This window comes from Allokutzneria albata, from assembly GCF_900103775.1.
GTDB classification, from domain to species: Bacteria; Actinomycetota; Actinomycetes; order Mycobacteriales; family Pseudonocardiaceae; genus Allokutzneria; species Allokutzneria albata.
This window is the reverse complement of record NZ_LT629701.1, coordinates 5,397,705-5,421,305: the sequence shown is the minus strand read 5'-3', so window position 1 is coordinate 5,421,305 and position 23,601 is coordinate 5,397,705. Positions and strand designations below refer to the sequence as shown.

Annotated in this window: 21 protein-coding genes; 6 read left to right on the top strand and 15 right to left on the bottom strand. The window is 70.6% G+C overall.

All coding sequences use genetic code 11. The features are described 5' to 3' along the window. Window positions 1-113 precede the first annotated feature (113 nt). Window positions 114-1,628 (bottom strand): ATP-dependent DNA ligase, encoded by a 1,515-nt coding sequence (locus BLT28_RS24240; RefSeq protein ID WP_030427606.1) that lies wholly within the window; start codon window positions 1,626-1,628, stop codon window positions 114-116. 428 nt (window positions 1,629-2,056) lie between these two features. Here BLT28_RS24240 and BLT28_RS40415 point away from each other — a divergent pair, with 428 nt between their 5' ends. After that, on the top strand, window positions 2,057-2,314 hold the full coding sequence (locus BLT28_RS40415) for a hypothetical protein (protein ID WP_156050548.1): 258 nt from the start codon (window positions 2,057-2,059) through the stop codon (window positions 2,312-2,314). Between the two features lie 490 nt (window positions 2,315-2,804). On the opposite strand, the gene pdxR is transcribed toward BLT28_RS40415, so the two are convergent. Then, window positions 2,805-4,190 carry a MocR-like pyridoxine biosynthesis transcription factor PdxR gene (gene pdxR, locus BLT28_RS24235; RefSeq protein ID WP_030427607.1) on the bottom strand — a complete coding sequence of 462 codons (1,386 nt, stop codon included), beginning with the start codon at window positions 4,188-4,190 and terminating at the stop codon, window positions 2,805-2,807. Between the two features lie 46 nt (window positions 4,191-4,236). On the opposite strand from pdxR, the gene BLT28_RS24230 reads away from it, so the two are divergent. Beyond that, on the top strand, window positions 4,237-5,163 hold the full coding sequence (locus BLT28_RS24230; RefSeq protein ID WP_043810255.1) for a DMT family transporter: 927 nt from the start codon (window positions 4,237-4,239) through the stop codon (window positions 5,161-5,163). On the opposite strand, the gene BLT28_RS24225 is transcribed toward BLT28_RS24230, so the two are convergent. After that, the gene (locus tag BLT28_RS24225) at window positions 5,102-6,532 is read right to left on the bottom strand and encodes a class II fumarate hydratase (RefSeq protein WP_030427609.1); all 1,431 of its coding nucleotides are present in this window, start codon (window positions 6,530-6,532) and stop codon (window positions 5,102-5,104) included. The two genes, BLT28_RS24230 and BLT28_RS24225, sit on opposite strands and share 62 nt — an antisense overlap. 162 nt (window positions 6,533-6,694) lie before the next feature. On the opposite strand from BLT28_RS24225, the gene BLT28_RS24220 reads away from it, so the two are divergent. Continuing rightward, window positions 6,695-7,642: an NAD(P)/FAD-dependent oxidoreductase gene (locus BLT28_RS24220; RefSeq protein ID WP_030427610.1), complete on the top strand. Its 948-nt coding sequence runs from the start codon at window positions 6,695-6,697 to the stop codon at window positions 7,640-7,642. 45 nt (window positions 7,643-7,687) lie between these two features. Here the strand turns inward: BLT28_RS24220 and BLT28_RS24215 are convergent, their stop codons facing one another. The 10 genes from BLT28_RS24215 to BLT28_RS42135 form a co-directional block, all read right to left on the bottom strand. After that, window positions 7,688-8,293, bottom strand: a complete 606-nt coding sequence (locus BLT28_RS24215; RefSeq protein ID WP_322788462.1) for a L,D-transpeptidase — start codon at window positions 8,291-8,293, stop codon at window positions 7,688-7,690. A gap of 196 nt (window positions 8,294-8,489) precedes the next feature. Beyond that, window positions 8,490-9,278 (bottom strand): S1 family peptidase, encoded by a 789-nt coding sequence (locus tag BLT28_RS24210; RefSeq protein WP_030427612.1) that lies wholly within the window; start codon window positions 9,276-9,278, stop codon window positions 8,490-8,492. A gap of 213 nt (window positions 9,279-9,491) precedes the next feature. Then, complete coding sequence (locus BLT28_RS24205) at window positions 9,492-10,256, bottom strand: S1 family peptidase (protein WP_030427613.1); 765 nt, start codon at window positions 10,254-10,256, stop codon at window positions 9,492-9,494. Window positions 10,257-10,473: 217 nt separating this feature from the next. Beyond that, complete coding sequence (locus tag BLT28_RS24200; protein ID WP_030427614.1) at window positions 10,474-11,241, bottom strand: S1 family peptidase; 768 nt, start codon at window positions 11,239-11,241, stop codon at window positions 10,474-10,476. 169 nt (window positions 11,242-11,410) lie between these two features. Next, window positions 11,411-12,172, bottom strand: coding sequence for a S1 family peptidase (locus BLT28_RS24195; RefSeq protein ID WP_030427615.1), 762 nt, complete (start codon window positions 12,170-12,172; stop codon window positions 11,411-11,413). Between the two features lie 144 nt (window positions 12,173-12,316). Continuing rightward, on the bottom strand, window positions 12,317-13,363 hold the full coding sequence (glpX, locus tag BLT28_RS24190) for a class II fructose-bisphosphatase (protein WP_030427616.1): 1,047 nt from the start codon (window positions 13,361-13,363) through the stop codon (window positions 12,317-12,319). Between the two features lie 255 nt (window positions 13,364-13,618). After that, window positions 13,619-13,861, bottom strand: coding sequence for an exodeoxyribonuclease VII small subunit (locus BLT28_RS24185; protein WP_030427617.1), 243 nt, complete (start codon window positions 13,859-13,861; stop codon window positions 13,619-13,621). Then, window positions 13,858-14,292 carry a hypothetical protein gene (locus BLT28_RS24180; protein ID WP_030427618.1) on the bottom strand — a complete coding sequence of 145 codons (435 nt, stop codon included), beginning with the start codon at window positions 14,290-14,292 and terminating at the stop codon, window positions 13,858-13,860. Before BLT28_RS24180 ends, BLT28_RS24185 begins: the two co-directional genes overlap by 4 nt. A gap of 13 nt (window positions 14,293-14,305) precedes the next feature. Continuing rightward, window positions 14,306-15,535: an exodeoxyribonuclease VII large subunit gene (gene xseA / locus BLT28_RS24175; RefSeq protein ID WP_030427619.1), complete on the bottom strand. Its 1,230-nt coding sequence runs from the start codon at window positions 15,533-15,535 to the stop codon at window positions 14,306-14,308. Further along, window positions 15,532-16,023 (bottom strand): lipid droplet-associated protein, encoded by a 492-nt coding sequence (locus tag BLT28_RS42135; protein WP_030427620.1) that lies wholly within the window; start codon window positions 16,021-16,023, stop codon window positions 15,532-15,534. Before BLT28_RS42135 ends, xseA begins: the two co-directional genes overlap by 4 nt. A gap of 124 nt (window positions 16,024-16,147) precedes the next feature. On the opposite strand from BLT28_RS42135, the gene BLT28_RS24170 reads away from it, so the two are divergent. Beyond that, the gene (locus BLT28_RS24170) at window positions 16,148-17,116 is read left to right on the top strand and encodes a 4-hydroxy-3-methylbut-2-enyl diphosphate reductase (RefSeq protein ID WP_030427621.1); all 969 of its coding nucleotides are present in this window, start codon (window positions 16,148-16,150) and stop codon (window positions 17,114-17,116) included. A 60-nt stretch (window positions 17,117-17,176) separates the two neighbouring features. Here BLT28_RS24170 and BLT28_RS24165 read toward each other — a convergent pair whose 3' ends face one another. Next, complete coding sequence (locus BLT28_RS24165; protein ID WP_156050550.1) at window positions 17,177-18,040, bottom strand: DUF6542 domain-containing protein; 864 nt, start codon at window positions 18,038-18,040, stop codon at window positions 17,177-17,179. 179 nt (window positions 18,041-18,219) lie between these two features. After that, window positions 18,220-19,185: a DNA recombination protein RmuC gene (locus BLT28_RS24160; RefSeq protein WP_081900065.1), complete on the bottom strand. Its 966-nt coding sequence runs from the start codon at window positions 19,183-19,185 to the stop codon at window positions 18,220-18,222. A 309-nt stretch (window positions 19,186-19,494) separates the two neighbouring features. On the opposite strand from BLT28_RS24160, the gene BLT28_RS24155 reads away from it, so the two are divergent. Together BLT28_RS24155 and BLT28_RS24150 are read left to right on the top strand one after the other, a co-directional pair. After that, window positions 19,495-20,646 carry an exonuclease SbcCD subunit D gene (locus BLT28_RS24155; protein WP_030427624.1) on the top strand — a complete coding sequence of 384 codons (1,152 nt, stop codon included), beginning with the start codon at window positions 19,495-19,497 and terminating at the stop codon, window positions 20,644-20,646. Continuing rightward, window positions 20,643-23,600 (top strand): AAA family ATPase, encoded by a 2,958-nt coding sequence (locus tag BLT28_RS24150; protein WP_030427625.1) that lies wholly within the window; start codon window positions 20,643-20,645, stop codon window positions 23,598-23,600. Before BLT28_RS24155 ends, BLT28_RS24150 begins: the two co-directional genes overlap by 4 nt. The last annotated feature ends 1 nt before the right edge of the window (window position 23,601 follow it).

Sequence of the window (23,601 nt, the reverse complement as noted above, 5' to 3'; positions counted from 1 at the left end):
TCCTGCGGGTGGCCGGTTCCGTCACGGACAACTCTGCCGCTCGCCCGGCTCGCGGGGGATCAGGGAAGCCCCCGATCCCGTCCTGGGGTTTCCCGTACCCCCGCGGTCACGGGTCACGTGCCGACGAGGAGGGCGCGGACGGCGTCGATGGTGTCGGCGTCGGAGGGGTCCTTGTCCGGCCGGTACCGGAGCACCCGCGCGAAGCGGAGTGCCACGCCGCCGGGATAGCGCGGGCTGACCTGCGCTCCGTCCAGCTCGATCTCCACCACCAGCTCCGGGCGCAGGTGCACGGTGTAGGCGTCCCTGCGCACCTCCCGTTCCTGGAACTCCTTCGTCTGCCAGGCGAGCAGCTCGTCGGTCAGCCCCTTGAAGGTCTTGCCGACCATGATCGGTGGCCCGCCGTCCGGATCGCGCGCGCCGAGGTGCAGGTTGGACAGCAACCCGGTCCGCCTGCCGTGCCCCCACTCCGCGGCCAGCACCACCAGGTCGAGCGTGTGCACCGGCTTCACCTTCTGCCACGCCCGGCCCCGCCTGCCCGCCGCGTAGGCGGAGTCCAGCGCCTTGACCATCACCCCCTCGTGCCCGGCCGTGAGCGCGGCGTCCAGCAGCGCCGACGCCTCCTCGGCCGTCGGGTCCACTGTGGACGGTATGCGGTGCTCGCCCGCGACCTCCTCCAGCGCCGCCAGGCGCTCCCGCAGCGGAGCGTCCAGCAGGTCCTCCCCGTCGAGGTGCAGCACGTCGAAGAAGTACGGGCGCAGCAACAGCTCTCGCGGGTCGGCCGCGCCGAACCGGCTCATCGTCTCCTGGAACGGCCGCGGCCTGCCGTCGTCGGTCAGCGCCAGCGTCTCGCCGTCGAGGACCACCGACCGGCACGGCAGCGCCCGCACCAGGTCGACCAGCTCCGGGACGCTCGCGGTGATCTCCCGCAGGGTTCTGGTGTAGACGTGCACCTCGTCGCCGTCGCGGTGCACCTGGACGCGTGCGCCGTCGAGCTTGTACTCCACGCTGGAGGAGCCCAGTTCGGCGACGGCCTCCTCCAGCGACTCCGCGGGCGAGGCGAGCATCGGCCGCACCGGCCTGCCCAGCTCCAGCCGGAACGCGGCCAGCCCCGGCTCACCGCCTGCGCGGGCCGCCACCGCCGTCGCCGCCAGGTCGCCGCTGAGCATCAGAGCTCGCCGCACGGCTTCGGCCGGCACCTCGTAGGCGGCGGCCACCGCGTCCACCATGACGCCCTCCAGAGCGCCCTGGCGCAGCTCGCCGACGAGCAACCGGAACAGGAACTGCTGCTCGGCTTCGGTGGCGCGCGCGAACAGCTCGGTCAGCAGTCCCTTCCTGCGCTCGGTAGAGCCCTTGCCCGCGACCTCCGAAACGCGCTGCAGGTAATCGTCCACATCGGACAGTGAAAGGCCCGGCTCCGGCGCGGGCGGGGCCTTCAGCTCGGACAGCAGCCGCCAGCCGACGCCGATCTTCCCCTGGCGCGGCACGCCGACCAGCAGCGCGACGACCAGCCCGGCGAGAACGGGATCGAGCGCACCGCGCAGCAAGTCCGCGAGCGCGGTGGTCTTCGCGCGGCGGGAGCGGGTGGCGCCCACCGTCGTTGACGTGGTGACGACCTCGGCGAGCAACATGGACACATCATGAGCCGGGGGTCCGACACTCGCGCGTCCGTTCGGGTGCTCTCCGTCCGGAGGACGTTTTCCCCATCGGCCCATCAGCCTTCATGTCGTTCGGCCTACGGGATGGCGTATTTGTACGTACTTTTCAGCGCCCAGCAGCGGCTTTGGCGTAAATGAAAGGTCCTCGGGTTATTTTTTCGGTCCGTTGCCTATGCGCTGACGTGCGAGTTTGCAAATGCTGCACCGTGCAACGAACGTCACTCATATAGACGTTTCAATGGTGATCGCCTTCGTCTATCTTGAATGGGTGGAATCGAGGCCGGGCTGGCCCGTTCCCTCGTTCGGATCGCGCGACATGGCGTGCATTGGGCAGTCATTGTGGGCGGGACCTGGCGTCTCTTGATTCCGGTCGGCTCGGATATCTGAAGGAGTGGTTGAACATGGTTCTGGTCGACAGCGGTGTGGATGGTTCCTCCGGCAGAGGTGTTGACTGGATTACTCCCTGCACTGATGCCTATGGCCGAAGCAGTGACTTCGGCGTCATCAAGAAGCCGGGCGCCATTGTTCTCGTCGCTCCGCCCGGCGGCGCCGGGGTGTTCGACTTCGGCGAGCTGTGCGAGCTGATTTCGCGATTGACCGTGGATGCCGGGTGCATGATGCCCACTGCTCCACGAGCCGCGGAGGGTGAGTCGAAATGAGTGGGATGCACAGGCTCCGTTGTCCTGCCGAGAGTGCGCCCGATCCCGATGAACGCGTCTACTTCGACATACTCAAGCGAATCGGACGCGGGCACGACGGTCTGCTGGCCCTGGTTCAGAGCGGCCGGCTGCATCGGAGCGAGTATCCGCCGCTGCTGCATCTCACATTGGGCTGGCAGTGGATTCTCGATCGGCACAGCAAGGATAACAAGGGGCGTTGTGAGGGGTGCCGGAGGAATGTGGTCGGGCGACGCCCGGCCTGGCCGTGCAGTCATCTCAGGGAGATCCACAGTGCACTGACCGACTGAGCCGCGTCCGGCGGGTCGCCCCCGACGACCCGTTGCGACCTGCGGTGACCAGGCCATCCGGTCTCCTGGATCCCCTCGGCTGAGCGCGCCCTCCTCCGCAGCCGCCGAGCGCGGGATGAGACCGGAACATGGGGTTGCGGTCAGCGGTTCCCCGAGGCGCTGACCGCAACCCCCCTCCTGGTTCAGGCGAGCGCGGCCGCCATCTCCGCCACCGCCGCCCGCAGCCGGTCCGGGCTCAGCGCCGCGTACCCGAGCACGAGCCCCGGATACGGCGAGGGCAGCCCCCAGGAGTGCTTCGACAGCGCCAGCGCGTGGATTCCCCGCGCCGCCAAACGGTCTTGGGCCTCGTCGTCGTCCGTCCCCTCGGGCAGCCGGACCACCAGGTGCAGCCCTGCCGCGATGCCCACGACCGACCACGACGGGAAGTGCGCGCGGATCGCGGACAGCAGCGCGTCCCGTCGTTCCCGGTACGCCAGGCGGGTCCGGCGCAGGTGCCTGTCGTAACCGCCCTCTCGCAGGAACCGGGCGAACGTCGCCTGGGGCAGCGGCCCGCAGCCCAGGTCGTGCATGAGCTTCCGGTTCACCAGTGCCTGCGAAAGACGGCTGGGCGCGACGAGCCATCCCAGGCGCAACGCGGGCGCGAGCGTCTTGCTGACGCTGCCCATGTACACCACGCGCGACGGGTCCATCGCCTGCATGGCGCCGACCGCGGGCCTGTCGTAGCGGTGCTCGGCGTCGTAGTCGTCCTCGATCACCAAGCCGTCTCGCGCACGCGCCCACGCGAGCAGCGCGTGCCGTCGCTCGGGGCTCAGGGCGACGCCAAGCGGGAATTGGTGCGCGGACGTCACGAGGACCGCACGGCAATCTGTGGCCTCAAGGTCCGCAACCCGCAACCCGTGTTCGTCCACGGCGATCGGGACCACGTGCAGGCCATGCGAGCGCAGGAGGTTCGCCTGCCCCTCATGGCTCGGGTGCTCAACGGCGATGCTCGCGTGTCCGTTGCGGTGCAAGACGTTCGCGAGCAGTGCCATGCCTTCGGACGCGCCGTGTGTGACCAGCACGTCGCTCGGCGCTGCGACCACGGAACGGACGCGGCCGAGGTAGCCGACCAACTCGGCGCGGAGCTCAGCGAGCCCCGCCGGATCCGGATAGCCCAGTGCGGCGTCGGGCAACTCGGCCAACGCGGCCCGTGCCGCGGCCAACCAAGCCGCTCTGGGGAACATGCCCAGCGCGGGCAAGCCGGAGCGCAGGTCGTAGCGCCACTGCCTTGTGGTCGCGACCGGGGTGTCCTGCGGAGCGACGGCCGTGTTCACCGCGTCGGCGACTCGCGTTCCCGAACCGCGCTTGCTGATCAAGTACCCCTCCGCGACCAGCTGCTCGTACGCCGCGGTCACCGTGCCTCGCGAGACACCGAGCTGCGCGGCCAGGTCCCGGCTCGACGGCAGCCGGGTGCCCGCGCGCAGCCCACCGGAGCGCACCGCCGCCCGGAGCGCGCGTTCGGTCGACCGCGGCGAGCCGTCGAGGGCAGGGAGCAGGAGCTCCCGCAAAGTGGTCCAATTCTGCGCCATCAAAGTGGAGCTTAATCCTGGTCCACTTCGGCGTCAGGCTGACGGCATGACACGTTCTCGGACCAGTGGGGTGCTCGCCGGTGTGGCGACCGCCGTGATGCTCGGCAGCATGGTGCCGGTCACCGCCTTGCTCGCCGACTATCCGTTGTTCCCGGGCCAGGCGGTTCGCTACGCCATCGCCGCGGTTCTTCTGCTCGGCTTCATGGTTGTGCGCCGCAGGCCGTTGCCGCGCCCGTCACTTCGCGACGTGTTCGCGCTGACCGCGACCGCGGCGACCGGAATGGTCGGCTTCAGCGCCGCGGTGCTCTACGCGCAGCAGTACGCGGAAGGCGGCTTTGTGGCGGCTGTCATCGGCGGTAGCCCGCTTGTGATCGCCATCGTCGCTCCGCTGCTGACGAGGCAACGCCCGGTGTTGAAGGCGGTCGCGGGCGCCGCGCTCGTCGTGGTGGGCGTGGTGATCCTCTCCGGTGGCGGCGCGTGGCACGGGCCAGGGCTCGTGCTGGCGCTGCTCGCGATGTTCGGCGAGGCGGCCTTCACGTTGTTCGCGGTCGGCGTCATCGCACGACTCGGAGTCGTTGCCGTGTCGGCGTATTCGTGCGTGGTCGCGGCTGTCGGCTCTGCGGTCATCAGCTTCTGGGGCAGCTGGCCGATGCCGACGAGCGCCGAGCTGTTCGCGATCCTGTTCCTCGCGGTGATGGTGACCGCAGTGGCGTTCGTTGTCTGGTACTACTGCGTTTCAGTGCTCGGTGCGGCGAACGCGGCGGTGATGGTCGGGCTCGTTCCGGTGTTCGGGTTGCTCGCGACGGTCGCGCTCGGGCAACAGGAACTCACCGTGGTCGCGGTGCTCGGCGCGGTCGTTGTGGCGACGGGGTGCGTGATCGGTCTACGCGCGTCACGCACCCCACCTCCCGTCAGCGACCCCCACGGGCCATGCGAAGAACGTCCAGAGCTTCGTCCAGCTGTTCCTCGGTGATCCGCCCAGCGGAGACGTGCCCGCGCTCCACCACGACTTCGCGGATCGTCTTGCGCTCCTTCAAGGACTGCTTCGCGATGCTGGCCGCTTCCTCGTAACCGAGGTAGCGGTTCAGCGGTGTGACGATCGACGGCGAGGACTCCGCGTACTCCCGCGCGCGCTCGACGTCCGGTTCCGCGCCGACGAGGACCTTGTCCGCCAGCAGCGTGGCGGTGGCCGCGAGCAGCCGCGTCGACTCCAGGACGTTGCGGGCCATCACCGGCATCATCACGTTGAGCTCGAAGTTGCCCTGTGTCCCGGAGAACGCCACCGTGGCGTCGTTGCCGATCACCTGCGCCGCCACCATCATCGTCGCCTCGCAGATCACCGGGTTCACCTTCCCCGGCATGATCGACGAACCCGGCTGCAGGTCCGGCAGGGCCAGCTCGGCGAGGCCGGTGCGCGGCCCGCTGCCCAGCCAGCGCAGATCGTTGGCGATCTTGAACAGGCTCACCGCGAGCGCGCGGAGCTGGCCGGAAGCCTCCACCAGCCCGTCCCGCGAGCCCTGGGCCTCGAAGTGGTCGCTCGCCTCGCGCACGTCCAGCCCGGTCCGCTCGACCAGCTCCGCGACCACGGCGGCCCCGAACCCGTGCGGGGTGTTCAGCCCGTTGCCGACCGCGGTGCCGCCGATCGCGAGCTGGCCGAGCCGGGGCACGCACTCGCGCAGCCGCTCGATGCCGTGGCGGATCTGCGTCGCCCACGCGCCGGCCTCCTGGCCCAGCGTCACCGGGACGGCGTCCATCAGGTGCGTGCGGCCCGCCTTGACCACCTCGGACCAGTCCTGCGCGCGACGCTCCAGGGTCGCGAGGAGGTGCGCGAGGGACGGCAGCAGGTCGGCCGTGACCGCCTCGGTCGCGGCGAGGTGGATGGTGGTGGGGAAGACGTCGTTGGACGACTGGGAGGCGTTCACGTGGTCGTTGGGGTGCACGTCCCGACCGACCGAAGATCCGCTCGCGGGGTCGAGCATCGACAGCGCCCGGGTGGCCAGCGTGGCGATGACCTCGTTGGCGTTCATGTTGGAGGACGTGCCGGAGCCGGTCTGGAAGACGTCGACGGGGAAGTGCTCGTCGTGGCGGCCTTCGGCGACCTCGTCCGCGGCCGCGGCGATGGCCTCGGCGAGGTCGGCCTCCAGCACGCCGAGCCGCCCGTTGACCCGCGCGCACGCGGCCTTGACCAGTCCGAGTGCCCGGATCTGGGCCCTCTCCAGCCCTCGGCCGGAGATCGGGAAGTTCTCCACCGCGCGTTGTGTCTGCGCGCGCCACAGCGCCTGTGCGGGGACCCGCACCTCACCCATCGTGTCGTGCTCGATCCGGTACTCGTGCTCAGCCATACCCGCAGTGTTCTCCGATCATCAGGACTGGGCAGCGTGAGGAGCAGCACGTAGTGTCGGCAACTCCTGGAGGTGTGTGTGGACGTTCAGACGAGCATCGACACCCAAGATCCGCTTGCGGGGTCGAGCATCGACGCCGAAGATCCGCTTGCGGGATCGAGCATCGACACCGACCTGCTGATCGTCGGTGCGGGACCCACGGGGCTGTTCGCCGCCTACTACGCCGGCTTCCGGGACCTCAGGGTCACGCTGGTCGACTCGTTGCCGGAGCCGGGCGGGCAGGTCACCGCGATGTACCCGGAGAAGATGATCTACGACGTCGCCGGGTTCCCCGCCGTGCGCGGGCGCGACCTGATCACGGCGCTCGTCGAGCAGGCCGGGCAGTACCGGCCGACCTACCTGCTCGGCCGCAAGGCCCGCACACTGTCCGATGTGGACGGTCGGCTGCTCGTCGGGATGGCCGACGGCAGTTCGGTGTCGGCGGGGGCGGTGCTGGTCACCGCGGGGCTCGGCGAGTTCCGGCCGCGTCCGCTGCCCGCGGGCGACCGGGGTGTCGTGTACTTCGTCCCCGAGCTGGCTGTCCACAGTGGACAGGATGTGGTGATCGTCGGCGGCGGGGACTCGGCCTTCGACTGGGCGCTCGCGCTGCACCCGATCGCCGCCAGCGTCACCGTCGTCCACCGCAGGGCGGTTTTCCGGGCGCACCAGGCGACCGTGCGCCAGGTCCGCGAACGCGGCGTGCCGATCATCGTCGACACCGAGGTCGTCGAACTGGTCGGCGATCCGCTCGCGTCGGTGCGCGTCAAGGCGAAGAACGGCGAGACCTCCGAGCTGCCCGCGCAGGCCGTGGTCGCCGCGCTCGGCTTCACCGCGGACCTCGGGCCGATCGAGTCGTGGGGGCTTGAGCTGGACAAGCGCACCGTGCTCACCGACTCCACCGGCCGGACCTCGCGCCCGCTCGTCTACGCGGCCGGGGATGTCGCGCAGTACCAAGGAAAAGTCCGGCTCATCGCGACCGGCTTCGGCGAGGCGGCGACGGCGGTGAACAACATCGCGGTCGCGCTCAACCCCGACGCGCACCTGTTCCCCGGGCACTCCAGCAACATGTGACAAGGGGCGCCTCCGCACCGGAGACGCCCCTTCGTGGTGCCACGCCTACGGAACGACCTGGACCACGTCGCCGTAGCCGAGGTAGCTGAAGTACTTCTGCGAGGCCGCGGGCGACAGGTGGATGCAGCCGTGCGAGGTCTGGCGAAGGCTGCCCTGGTGGAAGGCGATGCCGCCGTTGAAGAACACCGAGTTCGGCATCGGAGCGTTGTTGAAGATGCTGCTCTTGTGGTTCTTGTTCTTGTGGAACACCCGGAAGCTGCCGGGCGGGGTCCGGTAGCCCTTGCGTCCGTGGGTGATCGGCACCGGCCCGTAGACGACCTTGCCGTTGTCCAGCAGCCAGGACTTGTTCGCCGAGAGGTCGACGCACGCCCTCGCCGCGATGTTGGTGCACGGGGCCTCGCCGGTCGGCTTCGGCTCCGGCTTGGGTTCCGGCTTGGGCTTGGGCTGCTCGGAGGGCTTCGGCTGCGTGGAGCTCGACGGGGTGGTCGTCGTCGGCTGCGTGCTCGACGAGGACGTCGTCGGCTGAGCCGGCGAGGAACTGGTCAAGGGGTCCTGCTGCGCGGCGTTGCGCACGTCGGCCCCGCCGCCGCAGGCTGTCAGCAAGAGCCCTGTCGCGGTCAGCGTCGCCATGGCCATCACGGTCTTACGCACGTGCACGTCGCACCCCCAAGATCTGCCGGAACCGGCACCAGCACGAGCCACTCCGATGTTGGCTCGTATTCCATGACGCGACGGATCCGGCCTGGGTTGCCTTCACCTGGGATTTACCCGTAATGATCAAGGTGCAAACGCGGAAAGGGGCTGGGGCCCGCCGCAGGGTTGCGGGCCCCAGCCGTCTCGGTGGCCTTTACGGAATCGATCCGACCTGCTGGGTGATCCAGGCGCGGTGGGCCGTGACATCGCTGTAGATCGTGTCGCCGGAGGTGCACCGCAGGCTCTGCCCCCGGCTGGTCGCCCCGGCCAGCCGCCACGTCCCGGCCGCCTTCAGCAGCGCGGGCCCGCCGGAGTCGCCGAAGCAGGCGCTCGCGGTGTTGTCCGGGGCGTCGACGCAGAGCTCGTGCTGCGCGTCGAACGGGATGGCCGAGCACGAGCTGTCGGCCTCGATCCTGGTGTTCAGCTCCTGGAGGGTGACCGGGGGCTGGCCGCAGCCGCGCTCCGGGCAGGTCAGGCCCCAGCCGATGATCCGGGCGGCCGTCTGCGCGGCGGGGGAGGCGTCGGCGATCGCGATCGGCGCGGCCTTGACGGGTGCCGTCAAGTGCACCACGGCGATGTCGTTCCAGCCCAGGAAGACCGGGATGTACCAGGGGTGCTGGACGAACCTGTCCGCACTGGCCAGCTCACCGCCCGCGGTGCGGCTGGTACTGCCGACGCGGAACTGGTAGTCGGCGGGGTTCTGCTGGGCGACGCAGTGCGCCGCGGTGACCAGCCACTGCGGCGCGATCAGGGAGGCGCCGCAGCGGTGCGCGCCGGTCGCCTTGGCCTGCATCGACGCCATGAACGAGTACGTCTCGGTGGCATCGCCGCCACCGACGATCCGGGAACCGACATCACCGGCCGGAGTCGCGGAAGCCATTCCCTGACCGAACAGGGTGGTCGCGACTGCGACGACCGCGGTGAGCAGAGCACGCATTCTCATGGTGTTCACGCCCCTCCCATCCCGGCGCCCTCAACCGGGATGCACGAAAAGTAAACGCTCGTTCCGAATTGGGTGGTACCGACAAAAGGGGAATCGAATGCGGCGTCCCTCCAACGGCGCAGAGGGCGGCCTGGCGCACCGTGCGCCGGGATGACCCGGACGCACCGGAGGGGTGACCCGCCGGAGTGCGGCGGGCCACCCCGGACACCGGTGTCAGACGGCGCCCGCGAGACCGCTGATCCAGCTGCGGAAAGCGGGGACGTCCTCGTAGATCGACGGCCGCACGGCGCAGGTCGAACCGCCGCCGGAGCGGCTGGTGGCGCCGATCAGCTCCCACTGGCCGCTGACCATCTTGATCTGCGGACCGCCGGAGTCGCCGTAGCAGGCGCCCGCGGTGCCGCCGGGGTTGCCGGTGCAGATCTCCACCGAGCCGTAGATGCCGCTGCACGAGCCGTCCGCGACGATCGAGGTGTTCAGCTCCTGCAAGGTGACCGGCGCGCCGCAGCCGCCGGGGCTCGCGCAGGTCTGGCCCCAGCCGATGATGCGGGTGGCGGTGCCCACCGCGCCCGAGCTGGCCGCGACCTTGATCGGCGTCTGGGTCACGGAACTGGCCAGGCGCACCAGGGCCATGTCGTAGCTCGGGTGGGTGTGGATCGCGGCCGCGCCCACGTAGCTGCCGCCGCTGGTGCGGTTGGTGGTGCCGATCCTGGCGCGGATCGACGCCGGGGACTTGCCCTGGACGCAGTGCTTGGCCGTCACGACCCAGTTCGCCTTGATCAGGGAGCCGCCGCAGAAGTGCCCGCCCGAGGTGTTCTGCAGGGACACCATGAACGAGTAGGTCTGGGTGGCGTTGGTGCCGCCGACGATCATCGTGCCGACGTCACCGGGGCTCGCAGGGGTGGCTGCCGCCGTCCCGGCCGTGCCGAGCGCGGCAGCGGCCGTGGCGAGCAGTCCGACGAGAAGTGCGCGAATCTTCACGGATGTGCTCCTCTCGCTTCGGCGCCCTCTGCCGAAGCTGAGAAGAAAGCTAGTGATCCGCGACACGTTCGCAGTACCGCCTGTTGGCAGCGTTGGAGATGTACAACTCTGGAGCACTCGGCCGCGTAATCGCTCCTCCTTTCACCGCTTCGGCGCAACAATTGTGAAAGCGACTGAAGGCCCTTTCCGCCGTGGCGGAAAGGGCCTTCAGCATCGATTACAGGCCGCCGGTGTTGGACGAGATCCAGCTCCGGTGGGCGGACACGTCGACGTAGATCGACGGGCCGGTCGCGCAGATCGAGCTGCCGTTGCCGCTGCGGCTGGTCGCGCCGATCAGCGTCCAGTTGCCCGCACTTCCCTTCACCTGCGGGCCGCCGGAGTCGCCGTAGCAGGCGCCCTGGTCGCCACCGGTGTTGTCGGTGCAGATCTCGGCGGGGCCGTTGATGCCCCGGCAGTCACCGTCGGCACGGATCGAGGTGTTCAGCTCCTTGAGCGTGATCGGGGCGGAGCCGGGGCCGCTGGCCACGGTCTGCCCCCAGCCCATGATCCGGGTCCGGGTGCCGACCGCGCCCGAGCTGTCCGCGATGGACACCGGCGCGTGCGTCGAGGAACCCGCGAGCTGGACCACCGCCAGGTCCACGCCGGGGTGCAGCACGATCCGGCTGGCGCCGAGCACCTGACCGCCGCTGGTGCGGTTGGTGGTGCCGATCCTGGCGCGCACCGACGCGGGCGACTTGCCCTGGACGCAGTGCTTCGCGGTGACCACCCAGTTCGCCTTGATCAGGGAGCCGCCGCAGAAGTGCCCGCCCGAGGTGTTCTGCAGGGACACCATGAACGAGTAGGTCTCGGTGGCGTTGCCGCCGCCGACGATCATGGTGCTGACATCGCCGTCCGGTGACGCGGCCGCGACACCGGGCAGGGAGAAGCCGCCGACCGCGGTGGCGGTCGCGGCCAGGAGACCGACGATCAGAGAACGAGTACGCACTGTTCTCTCTCCTTTCACGCCTCCCGGCGCCCTCTGCCGGGAGGGTCACGAAAAGGTAAACAGCGCTCATGTTCGTCCGGGCACCTACTTTGGGCGGGGCTACGCACCGTCACCGGACACGGCTCGGCCCCGCCGTTGCGGGGAACGACGGGGCCGAGTCCGTGGGCGGCTACGCGCCGGTGTTCTGGGCGATCCAGTCCTTGAAGGTGGTCACGTCGACGTAGATCGACGGACCGGTCGCGCAGGTGGGGTTGCCGTTGCCGGCCCGGCTGGTGGCGCCGATCAGCTGCCACGTGCCGCCGACCTTCTTCACCTGCGGGCCGCCGGAGTCGCCGTAGCAGGCACCGGAGTTGCCGCCGGGGTTGTCCGTGCAGATCTCCTGGGCGCCGGTGATGCCCAGGCACGCGCTGTCGGGGCGGATCTTGGTGTCCAGCTCCTGCAGCTGCACCGGCACGTCACCGCAGCCGCGGGTCGGGCAGGTCAGGCCCCAGCCGATGATCCTGGTCGCGGTGCCCTCCGCGCCCGCCGAGTCGGCGACCGCGATGGTCTTCTCCTGCACCGGGTTGGCCAGCTTGACCAGCGCGATGTCGATGGAGGCGTGGGTGACCACCTTGGCGGCCTTGACCACGGTGCCACCGGCGTTGTGGGTCTTGGTGCCGATCCGGAACTGCATGCCGGAGGCGCCTGCGCCGACGCAGTGCTTGGCCGTGACGACCCAGTCGGCCTTGATCAGCGAGGCACCGCAGGAGTGCCTGCCGGTGCTGCCCTGCAGGGAGGCCATGAACGAGTAGTCCTCGCTGGCGGGCTTGCCGCCAATGATGCGGGTGGAGACGTCGTCTTGCGGGGTTGCCGCCGCGGCGGCGGGCAGGGTGAGACCGCCGATGGCGGTGACTGCTGCGAGGACCCCGACGATCAGAGATCGAGTACGCACTGATCACTCCTCACTTCGCCCCTGGCGCCCTCTGCCAGGAGTCACATGAAGCGTGGGCGCTTAATCCTTTCGGGGTAACCCGCTGGAGGTATCCGCCCGAACGGACTTCCGGAGTGGACCGTTCGGGCTCGACACCTCGGCTCGTCAGGGCAGCGGCAGCGGCTCCGCGTCCTCGTCCTCGGTGCGGTCGAAGTCGACGGAGGAGTACTCGCGCAGCTTCGTCAACCGGTGGTAACCGTCGATCAGGCGCACGGTGCCGGACTTGGACCGCATCACGATGGACTGCGTGGTGCAACCCCCCGAACGGTAGTGGACTCCACGGAGAAGGTCCCCGTCGGTCACACCGGTCGCGCAGAAGAAGATGTTGTCGCCGCGCACGAGGTCGTCGGTGGTGAGCACGCGGTCCAGGTCGTGGCCCGCGTCGATGGCGCGCTGCCGCTCCTCGTCGTCCTTGGGCCACAGGCGGCCCTGGATCTCGCCGCCGACGCACTTCAGCGCCGCCGCCGCGATGATGCCCTCGGGGGTGCCGCCGATGCCCAGCAGCATGTCGACGCCGGTGTTCGCCCTGGCCGCGGAGATCGCGCCGGCCACGTCGCCGTCGCTGACGAAGTGGATCCGCGCGCCCGCCCTGCGCACCTCGTGCACCAGTCGCTCGTGCCGGGGGCGGTCCAGGATGCAGACGGTGACGTCGGAGATGTCGGTGGACTTCGCCTTGGCAACCCTGCGGATGTTCTCCGCGACGGGCGCCTCCAGGTCCACGACGCCCGCGGCCTCCGGGCCCACCGCGAGCTTCTCCATGTAGAACACCGCGGACGGGTCGTACATGGCGCCGCGCTCGGCCACCGCCAGCACCGCCAGCGCGTTCGGCATGCCCTTGCTCATCAGCGTGGTGCCGTCGATCGGGTCCACGGCGACGTCGCACTCCGGCCCGTCGCCGTTGCCGACCTCCTCGCCGTTGTAGAGCATGGGCGCCTCGTCCTTCTCGCCCTCGCCGATCACCACCACACCGCGCATCGAGACGGTGCCGATGAGCTTGCGCATGGCATCCACGGCCGCGCCGTCGCCACCGTTCTTGTCGCCGCGCCCCACCCAGCGGCCCGCGGCCATCGCGGCGGCCTCGGTCACCCTGACCAACTCAAGGGCGAGGTTGCGGTCGGGGGCCTCCCGGCGACGGGCCGAACTGGTGCTCATATCGCGCCTCCCTGGTGGGTGCAGCGGATCTCCGTTGATCTGCCATCGCGGTGGATCGACACCACGCGAAGCCGATCCTCGCAGATCAGACACCTACCGAGTCAGCCGCGAACCAGGTGGTGGGCCCCGATGGTGACCAACCTAACGCGCCTGTGGATAGCCCGCCCAAATGTGGACAAACCTGTGGACAACCCGCCGCGGAACCGCGGCGGCGCGGGATACCGCTGGAAGGATCGATTAGGAGGGCGGACCCGGCTAGCGGTCCTCGGCCTCGACGGCGGCCAGCGCCCGGTCGACGCGCTCCCGCGCACCGGCGAGGTGCCGGTCGCACACCTTGGCAAGCGCCTCGCCGCGCTCCCACAGCGCCAGCGAGTCCTCGAGGGAGAGGCCGCCCGCCTCCAGCCTGCGCACCACGTCGGCGAGCTGCTCGCGCGCGGCCTCGTAGCTCAGCGCGGCCAGTTCGGGATCAAGCTCCGTGCTCGCGCCGCTGTCGTTCACGCTGTGGGACTCCCCAACCTGCTCTGCACCCGGACCATCGCGGTGGCGACCGCCTGGTCGTATCCGATGAAGGCCTCGGCGAACTCGGCGCCGTCGCCCTCGAAGAGCGCTTCGCCGATCCGGTCCTCGGCCGCGGTCACCCTCCTGCGGTGCGCCGAACCGTCGCCGAGCCACCAGGAGTCGCCGACGTAGACCGAGGTCGCCTCGGACAACGCACGCAGCCTAGCCGGGAGACCCAGCCGCGCGGCGGACACGCAGCCGCCCAGCAGGGCCGACCAGCACTCGGCCGCCGCGGCGTTGGCCTCCTCGGCCCGCCGCTGCACCACCCGCGCGCTCGCGCGCTCCGGCGGACCGACCTGGCTGTCGGCGGCGGTTCGGGCCGCGGCTACGGTCAACGGCAGGAACGTCGGTTCTCGGGCCGGAAAGGGCACCGCCTACCTCCGTTCAGCGCTGTTCTGGCTCCTCGGGCACGACGGCATGTACCGAACCGTCAACGATCCGCACGCGCAAGCTTGTTCCCGGGGGAGCGTCGGCCAGATGGCGCAGCACGTGTGTGCTCCCGTCGGGTGCGAGGCGTTGGACGATCGCGTACCCGCGGGCCAGAGTGGACGCAGGTCCCAAGGTCGTCAAGCGTGCTTTAGTCGCTTCTAGCCCGGTGTACGCCGCGCCGAGCTCGGCGCGCACCACCCGCCGCGCCCGGTCCCGCAGCCCGCGTACCTCGTCAGCTCTGTTCCGCAGCGGCGTGATCGGATCGGCCAGCACCGGCCGGCTGCGCAGCGCGTCCAGCAGCCGGTGTTCGCGATCCACCCATCCGTGTAGAGCTCGGCGAGCTCGATTCCGCAGTTGCCTGATGCGCTCGCTCTCCTCCGCCATGTCCGGGACCACCCGTTTGCCGGCATCCGTCGGCGTGGAACAACGCAGGTCCGCGACGTGGTCGACGAGCGGCGTGTCCGGCTCGTGGCCGATCGCGCTGACCACCGGCGTGCGACACTTGGCGACCGCCCGGCACAGGGTCTCGTCGGAGAACGGCAGCAGGTCCTCGACGCTGCCCCCGCCCCTGGCGAGCACGATCACGTCCACCTCGGTGTTCGCGTCGAGCTTCGCGAGCGCCTCGACGATCTGCGGGACCGCCGTCGGGCCCTGCACCGCGACGTTGACCACCTCGAAGAGCACCGACGGCCAGCGCGCGCGGGCGTTGGTGAGCACGTCCCGTTCCGCGGCCGACGCGCGCCCGGTGATCAGCCCGACGCGGCCGGGCAGGAACGGCAGCTTCCGCTTCCGCCGCGCGTCGAACAGGCCCTCCGCGCCCAGCAGCTGCCGCAGCCGTTCGATCCGCGCCAGCAGCTCGCCGACGCCGACCGCGCGGATCTCGTCCACCCGCAGGCTCAGCGTGCCGCGACCGGCGAAGTAGGAGGGGCGGCCGTGCACGACCACGCGGCTGCCCTCGGTGAGCTCCATGCCGCGCAGCAGCGCGGGGGCGCAGGTCACCGTGATCGAGATGTCGGCGGCCGGATCGCGCAGCGTCAGGAAGGCGGTTCCCGTCCCCGGGCGCGCGGAGATCTGCGTGACCTGGCCCTCCACCCACACCGCGCCGAGGCGGTTGATCCACTCGGCGATCTTGCGGGCGACCGTGCGTACCGGCCAGGGCTCGTCGGCGCTGCTGGGAGAGGTCACGAGCCGCGGACGGTGGTCAGCCGGTTGGTCAGCATCCGCACGAACGCCTCGCGGTCGGCGTGCGCGCGCTCGTGGGCGAGCACCTCCTCCAACTGCTCGGCGGTCAGCGACTTCAGCCTGCCGCGCAACTGCGCGAAGGTGAGGTCGTCGTAGCCGGGCAGGGCCTCGGGGCCCGGCTGCTCCGCCTCGGCCTCGGTCTTGCCGGCCTGAGCGGTCTTCGCCTCGGCCGCGGGCTCGCTCAGGTCGATGTCCTCGTCGAAGGTCGCCCATTCGGGGGCTTCCTCCGCGGTGCGGAACGTGGCGAGCGCCTCATCGCCCTTGATGGCCAGCTCGGTGAGGTGCTGCTGCGCCCGCATGGACGCCTGCATGGCGACGCTCGCGACGGTGACCGGCAGCCCGGCGAGGGACTGCGGCAGTTTCCGGGCTTGTTCCACGGCCGTGACCGCCAGACCAGCGGCGACGCGCAGTGGCAGTGGCAAGGACTTCATGCTCCTAGCCTGCCTCAGTTCGGTCGTGCCTGGGAACTCGTGCGCCCGCCCGTTCCCGTTCGGCCCAGTGCGCTCAGTCGACGGTGGGATGACTCCCCCGTTCGGCCGTCCGTACGCTGGTGGCATGACCACCTCCAAGCCCAAGCGCGTGCTGCTGGCAAACCCCCGTGGCTACTGCGCAGGCGTGGACCGAGCAGTGATCACCGTCGAGAAGGCGCTGGAGACCTACGGCGCGCCGGTCTACGTCCGCAAGGAGATCGTCCACAACAAGTACGTGGTCGAGACCCTGCGCGACCGCGGCGCGATCTTCGTGGACGAGACCGACGAGGTGCCCGAGGGCGCACTCGTGGTGTTCTCCGCCCACGGCGTCTCGCCTGCCGTCCACGAGCAGGCCGCCAACCGCAACCTGCGCACCATCGACGCGACCTGCCCGCTGGTGACCAAGGTGCACAACGAGGCTCGGCGCTTCGCCAGGGACGACTACGACATCCTGCTGATCGGGCACGAGGGGCACGAGGAGGTCGAGGGCACCGCCGGTGAGGCCCCCGACCACGTGCAGCTCGTCGACACCGCCGAGGACGCGGCGAAGGTCGAGGTCCGCGACCCGTCCAAGGTGGTCTGGCTGTCCCAGACGACGCTGAGCGTGGACGAGACGATGGTCCGGGTGAAGCAGCTGCGCGAGCGCTTCCCGGAGATGCAGGACCCGCCGAGCGACGACATCTGCTACGCCACCTCCAACCGCCAGGTCGCGGTGAAGACGATGGCTCCGGACTGCGACCTCGTGCTCGTGGTCGGCTCGAAGAACTCGTCGAACTCGGTGCGCCTCGTCGAGGTCGCGCTGCAGTACGGCGCGAAGGCCGCCTACCTGGTCGACTACGCCAAGGAGGTCGACGAGTCCTGGCTGGACGGCGTCGGCACCATCGGCGTGACCAGCGGGGCGTCCGTGCCGGACATCCTGGTGATGGACCTGCTGGCCATGCTGGAGAAGCGCGGTTGGGACGACGTGGAGCTGGTGACCACCGCCAACGAGCGGATCACCTTCCAGCTCCCGCGCGAGCTGAAGCGCGACCTGCAGCAGGTCGCCAACTCCTGAGCCCGACCAACGCGAGAGCCCGGTGACCGCGTCACCGGGCTCTCGTCGTGCTCAGGGGTGTCAGTAGTCGTCGTCCCGGCGGGGACGCCGCTGCGGGGGTTGCTGCCGAGGTCGCTGCGGCCGCCCACCCGGCCCCGGGCGCGGCGGTTGCTGGCGCGGGGGTGGCTGCTGCCCCTGCCCTGGCCGCGGCGCCCGCGACGGCGGCTGCGGCGGTTGCTGCCGAGCGGCCCGCGGGTCCTGCTGACCGCGCGCAGGCCTGGGCGCGCGGTCGGCTTCGCCTCGCTCGCGCGCGGCCGGGCGCGGCCGATCCGCCTGCGGCGGCCGCGGGGCCCGTTCGCGTGGGGCGCGGTCGCCCCGCCCACGATCGCTCTGGCCGCGCTCGTCCCGTCCGCGCACGCGCTCGTCGACGCGGTCCTCGCGCCGCTCGTCCCGCGTCGGTCGCCCGGACGGCCGCGAGGGGCGCCGTGGCTCCTGCTCGGCCACCTCGTCCGCGACAGGCCTGCGCTCCTTGAACGTGCGGTACACGCCGACGCCCACGGTGGCCGCGGTGGTGAGAGCCATCGTCGGGAACGCCTCGATGAGCGGCTTGCCGATGCTCAGCGCCTTGCCGGACAGTCCTTCCCCGCCGGAGCCGGAGAGCAGCACGACGACCGGCACCGCACCCACCATCACCAGCGGCGGCTGCACCATCGGACCGAAGATGGCGATTCGCTGCACCATCACTGCGGCGGCCACACAGCTGAGGAAGAAGAACGCGGAGAACAGGAAGCCACCCGGCCCCGCGATGAGCGCGATGACCGCCGACACACCGAAGGCGAGCACAGCGGCGGCCCACCACGGTATGCCGTTGTCGCTGAATGCGGAGCGCAGCGCCCAACGCGGGTCTGGCCCGGCGTCATTCCGACGATCGCGTGTGGCGGTCACACGTTCCACGTTAGTCCGTGCGGAGGCAACGTTTGCAGCATGGAGTGATCCGGAAGACGTGGTCACCCCGCCGGAACGTCATTCACCAGCGCCATTCGGTGAAACGTGAAGAACGCGTTCGCAATTGAGAAGTCCTGGCTTACCCGAAACGGTGATGTCGGCTGCTCCGGGCGACCCGGTCAGCGTCCGTCGCCGACCACCCCCTGCCCGTCGATCTCGTGCCTGCCGTTGCGCTGCCCGTCGGTTTCGCCGGTCTCGTCCCCGACGGCGCCATTGCCGGTTCCGAACAGTTCGTCGGCGTTGCGAACGGCCGGGATCGGTGTCGGGCTGGCTGCCGCCTCGGTCAGCGGCTGGGCCGCACCGCGGAAGCTGTCGAGGGCGTCCAGCTCCCGCCGCCGCGCCGACAGGAACCGCTGGAGGTGGGTGCTCGCCAGGTTGGCCGCCTCCACCGCGTTGCCCGCCGACCGGTGCGCGCGGGCCGCCTGCGCGCGCACGTTCTCGATGTCCTCGACCAGCGTCCGTTCGGTCGCCGCGAACAGCGCAGCCGAGGCCAGGACGGCGAAACCCGTTGGGCCGCAGAGGAAAATCCGCCGGTCGAGCAACCACCGCAACAGGTTCGGGTCGGTGTCCAGCGCCGCGACCACCGCCGCGTCAGACGGCACGAACATGATCGTCCCGTAGATCGCGTCGGCCCAGCGCTGGTAACCCTTGCCCGCCAGGTCCGCCGCCCTGGACCGGATGTTGCGCACGTGCACCCGGAGGGCGTCGGCCCGCTCGGCGGCGTCGTCGGTCTCCACCGCCTCGGCCCAGCAGGCCATGCTGGCCTTGGCGTCCACCGGGACCCTCCGGTCACCGCCGACCAGCAGCAACAGGTCCGGCTTCGCCGATCCACCACCGGCGAGGTCGGTCTGCAGCGTGAAGTGCAACCCCTCGCGCAGGCCCAGCGCCCGCGCCGTCTCGACCAGCACCTGCTCGCCCAGTTCGCCCCGGCCGCTGACCGAGGAGAAGGCCACCTCGTACCTGCGCAGGGCGGCCTGCTGGTCCCGGTTCCGGCCGCGTTCGGTCTCCACCATGGCCATCGCCAGGTCGGTGCGCCGCACACCGTCGGTGTAGAGCCGCCACAGCATGAACAGCGCGCCGGCCATCAGCAGGGCCAGCACGGCGAGAGCGGTGATCACAACGGAGGTCACACCGCGATGATGGACCTCCGGGCCGACAAAGTGCAGCCGGGGGGCGGCCCGGGTGGAATTCGTTTCACCGTGTCTAGACAAGGAACGCCGCCCGAGGCCACGCCCTGCGCGCACAACACGGTCCCTGACCGGGGCAGAAAGCCCGCTGTGAGTTCGAAAACCGAGTCGGTGGCCGGACGACTCCGTGAGACGAATTCCACCCAGGCCGCGACTTGCCCTTGGTATTGCCGGGAATTCTCGGCGAGTGGGCTTAACGTGACTGCCATGCGAGTGCTGCACACCTCCGACTGGCACGTCGGCCGCACCTTCCACGGGAGGGATCTGCTGGCCGACCAGACCGACGTGCTCACCGGTCTCGCCGACGTGGTGGCGCAGGAGCGGGTCGACGTCGTCGTGGTGGCAGGCGACCTCTACGACCGCGCCGTGCCGTCGGCCGAGGCGGTCGAGACGTGCGTGCTCGTGCTGCGGGCGCTGCGCGACGCGGGCGCGCAGATCGTGGTCACCTCCGGCAACCACGACTCGGCACCGAGGATGGGCGCGTTCGCCGAGTTCGCCGCCGCGGGCGGACTGCACCTGCGCACCAGGATCTCCTCGCTGCACCAACCGGTTCTGCTCACCGACGAGCACGGACCCGTTGCGTTCTACGGCATTCCTTATCTCGACCCGGATCTCGCGCGCAGGGCACTGGGAATGGCGGAAGGCAGGGGACACGCCGCAGTGCTCACGGAAGCGATGCGCCGGGTCCGGGAAGACCTGGGAGAACGCGCCCCCGGCACCCGGTCGGTCGTGGTCGCGCACGCCTTCGTCACCGGTGGCGCGGGCAGCGATTCCGAGCGCACGATCGCGGTCGGCGGCGTGGAACAGGTTCCGGGCGCGGTGTTCGACGGCGTCGATTACGTCGCGCTCGGGCATCTGCACGGACCGCAGGTGCTGGCCGAACACCTGCGCTACTCCGGGAGCCCGCTCGCGTACTCGTTCTCCGAGATGACGCACCGCAAGTCCGTGTGGCTGGTCGACCTCGACGCCTCGGGGCTGGCCGGGGTGCGGCGCAGGGAACTCCCGGTGCCACGCGGGCTCGCCACCGTCACCGGCGAGATCGACGACCTCCTCGCCGATCCTGCCTACGCGGAGCTGGAGGACCGGTACCTGTCCGTCGTGCTCACCGACCGGGTGCGCCCACTCGACGCGATGCGGCGACTGCACCAGCGATTTCCCTACGCGGTGCACATCGATTTCCGGCCGTCCGGCGAGGATGACGCGCCGCTGCGCTACGTGGAGGCGGTGCGCGGGCGCAGCGATGTCGAGATCTCGCACCGTTTCGTCGACGACTGCCGGGGTGCCGAACCGAACGAACGGGAACGGCGGCTGCTGGACGCGGCGATCGAGTCCGTCCGGGAAACCGAGGTCCAGGTATGAGGCTGCACCGGCTCGAACTCGCCGCCTTCGGCCCCTATCCGGGGCGGGAAAACGTCGACTTCGACGCGCTCGGCGAGGACGGGTTGTTCCTGCTGCACGGGGAAACCGGGGCAGGCAAGACCACCGTCCTCGACGCGGTGGCGTTCGCCCTGTTCGGCAAGGTCCCCGGTGCGCGGGGCGAGGCGAAGCGGCTGCGGTGCGACTACGCCGAAGCGGACACCCCGACGGAGATCGTGCTCGAGTTCAGCCTTCAGGGGCATCGGCTCCGGATCACCAGGAGCCCGGAGTACACCCGGCCCAAGCGTCGTGGTGGCGGCGAGACGACGCAGAACGCCAAGGCATCGCTGACCTGGCTGAGCGCCGCGCCGCCCGGTCACGCGAGCGAGGGCGTCACCCGGATCGACGAGGTGGCCAGGACGGTCGAGCGCCTGCTCGGGATGAGCGCCGAGCAGTTCTTCCAGGTCGTTCTGTTGCCGCAGGGGGACTTCGCCCGGTTCCTGCGGGCCGAGACCTCGGAGCGGGAGAAGCTGCTCGAGCGGTTGTTCGACACCGAGCGGTTCCGCGAGGTCGAGCTGTGGTTCATGGAGCGCCGCAGGGAGGCCGGCCGCCAACTCGACGAGCGGCAGCGCGGTGCGCGCTTGCTGGCCGAGCGCATCGCGCAGGTGACGGGAACCGCGTTCACCGAGGAGGCGGAAGGAGAGCGCTGGCTCGACGAGCTCACCGCATCCTGTGCGGCCGAGGTCGAGCAGGCCACGGCGAAGGAACGAGAAGCCAAGCACGCGCACCAGCGTGCGGATGCGGAACTCGTCCGGCGTCGCGAACTCGCCGACCGGGTGCGGCGTGTGCGGGTCGCCACCGCCGAGCTGTCCACCGTGGACGAAATGTGGGTCGAGCGGCAGGCGTGGGTCGCCGCGCTGACGGCGGCGCGGAAGGCGGTTCCGGTCCGCGAGGCGCACGCGGTGCTCACCAGGGCCGAAGCCGAGCTGCGGCGGGCGCAGGACGCGGTGCGGCGGGCGACTGCCAAGGTCGGTGATGAGGACAGCCCCGTTGCGGAGCTGCGGGCCAGGGCGGCGGCGAACCAGGAGCTGGCCGGTCAGCTCGCCGAACTCGCGGCAGAGGTCGAGCAGCAACAACGCGACCAGGACCGGCTGGGCCGGCTGGATCGGGAGCTGGAGACCTTCCGCAGGCGCGCCAAGGAACTCGACGAGATCGTCAGCGGCCTGCCCGAGCGGATCAGCGCCTGCAGGGAGGCCGTCGACCACGCGAAGGCAGCGGCCCTGCGGCTGACCGACCTCGCCGGACAGCGGGACCAGCTGCGTTCGCTGGTGCGCGACGCGGAGGCCCTGCCGGAGGCCGAGAGCGTCCACGAGCGAGCGGCCGCGGCGTTGCGAGCTGCGGTCGACGAGCACCAGAACGCCCGCGAACTCCTGCTCGACCTGCGGCAACGTCGCCTCCAGGGCATCGCCGCGGAGCTGGCGGAAGGGCTCTCGGCGGGACAACCGTGCCCCGTCTGCGGGGGAGCCGAGCACCCGGCGCCCGCGAGCCGCACGGCGGAGCGGGTCACCGAAGCGGATGAGCATCGGGCGGAAAGTGTTGAGCAGCAAGCACTCCGCCGCCGTGACTCGGCCGGCGAGGCAGCGCAGGTCGCCGAACGGAGCGTCGCCGCCCTCCGCGAACGGCTCGACGGCAGGAGCGTTGACGAGCTGAAGAAGCTGCTGGCTGAGGTCGACGCGCAGCACCGGACGGCCAATGCCGCAGCGGCCGCCGTGCGAACGCGTGTCGCCGAGCTGGAACAACTGGAGGGCAAGCTCGAGCAGGCCCGTCAGGAACACAGCGAGGCCGATCGTTCGGTCGCGGTCCGCGCCACGGAACAGGTCGCGCTCACGGAAGCGGTCGAACGTCGAGCGGTGAGGCTGGAGGAGGCACGCGGTGACTACCCGGACGTATCGGCGCGGCGGGCGGCCCTTCTTGACACCGCGAAGGCCCTGACCGAGCTCGTCGATGTGCGCATGGTGCTCGTGGACTCCACCGATCGCGTGGACCGGCAACGCGCCGCGGTGCTGGCCGCCGTCGCCGACGCGGGGTTCGACCACCTCGACGCCGCCTTGGACGCGGTGCTGAAGGAGCCCGACTGCGAGCGGCTGGAACAGCGCATCCGCGAGCTGGACCGCCGGGAAGCCGCCGCGCGATCGGCGTTGGCGGAGCCCGAACTCGCCGATGTCGATCCTGCCGCGCACGTCGACGTGGCCGAAGCCGAGACGGCGGCGCGGGAGGCGGGCCGCGACGCCGCGGTCGCGCTCAGCGAACTGAACGCGGCGCAGCGGCGCCGGGACGACGTGGTCGGGCTCGGCCGCGAACTCCGCGCCGCGTGGACGGTGCTGGCTCCGATGAAGGCCGCGTACGCGGAGCTCGACGCCCTCACCGACGTCGTCAACGGACGTGGGCAGAACACCAGGAAGATGTCGCTGCGGTCCTACGTCCTCGCCGCCCGCCTGGAGGAGGTGGCCGTCGCGGCCACCGCGCGCCTGCAGCGGATGAGCCAGGGGCGTTACTCCTTCGTCCACTCCGACGCCGCGGGCGCCAGGGGGACGCGCGGCGGGCTCGGACTCGACGTCCTCGACGGCTACTCCGGGCGGACCAGGCCCGCCAAGACGCTCTCCGGCGGGGAGTCCTTCCTCGCCTCGCTCGCCCTGGCGCTGGGCCTGGCCGACGTCGTCGCGGCCGAGACCGGCGGCGCGCTCCTGGACACGCTGTTCGTGGACGAGGGCTTCGGCACCCTCGACGCGGACACCCTCGACCTCGTGATGGACACCCTCGACGAGCTGCGGGCTGGTGGCCGCGTCGTAGGGCTGGTCTCGCACGTGGAGGAGCTGCGCCAACGCATCCCCACCCGGCTGCGGGTGCGCAAGGCGCGGGACACCACCGGCTCCAGGCTGGAGGTGGTCACCGGCTGAA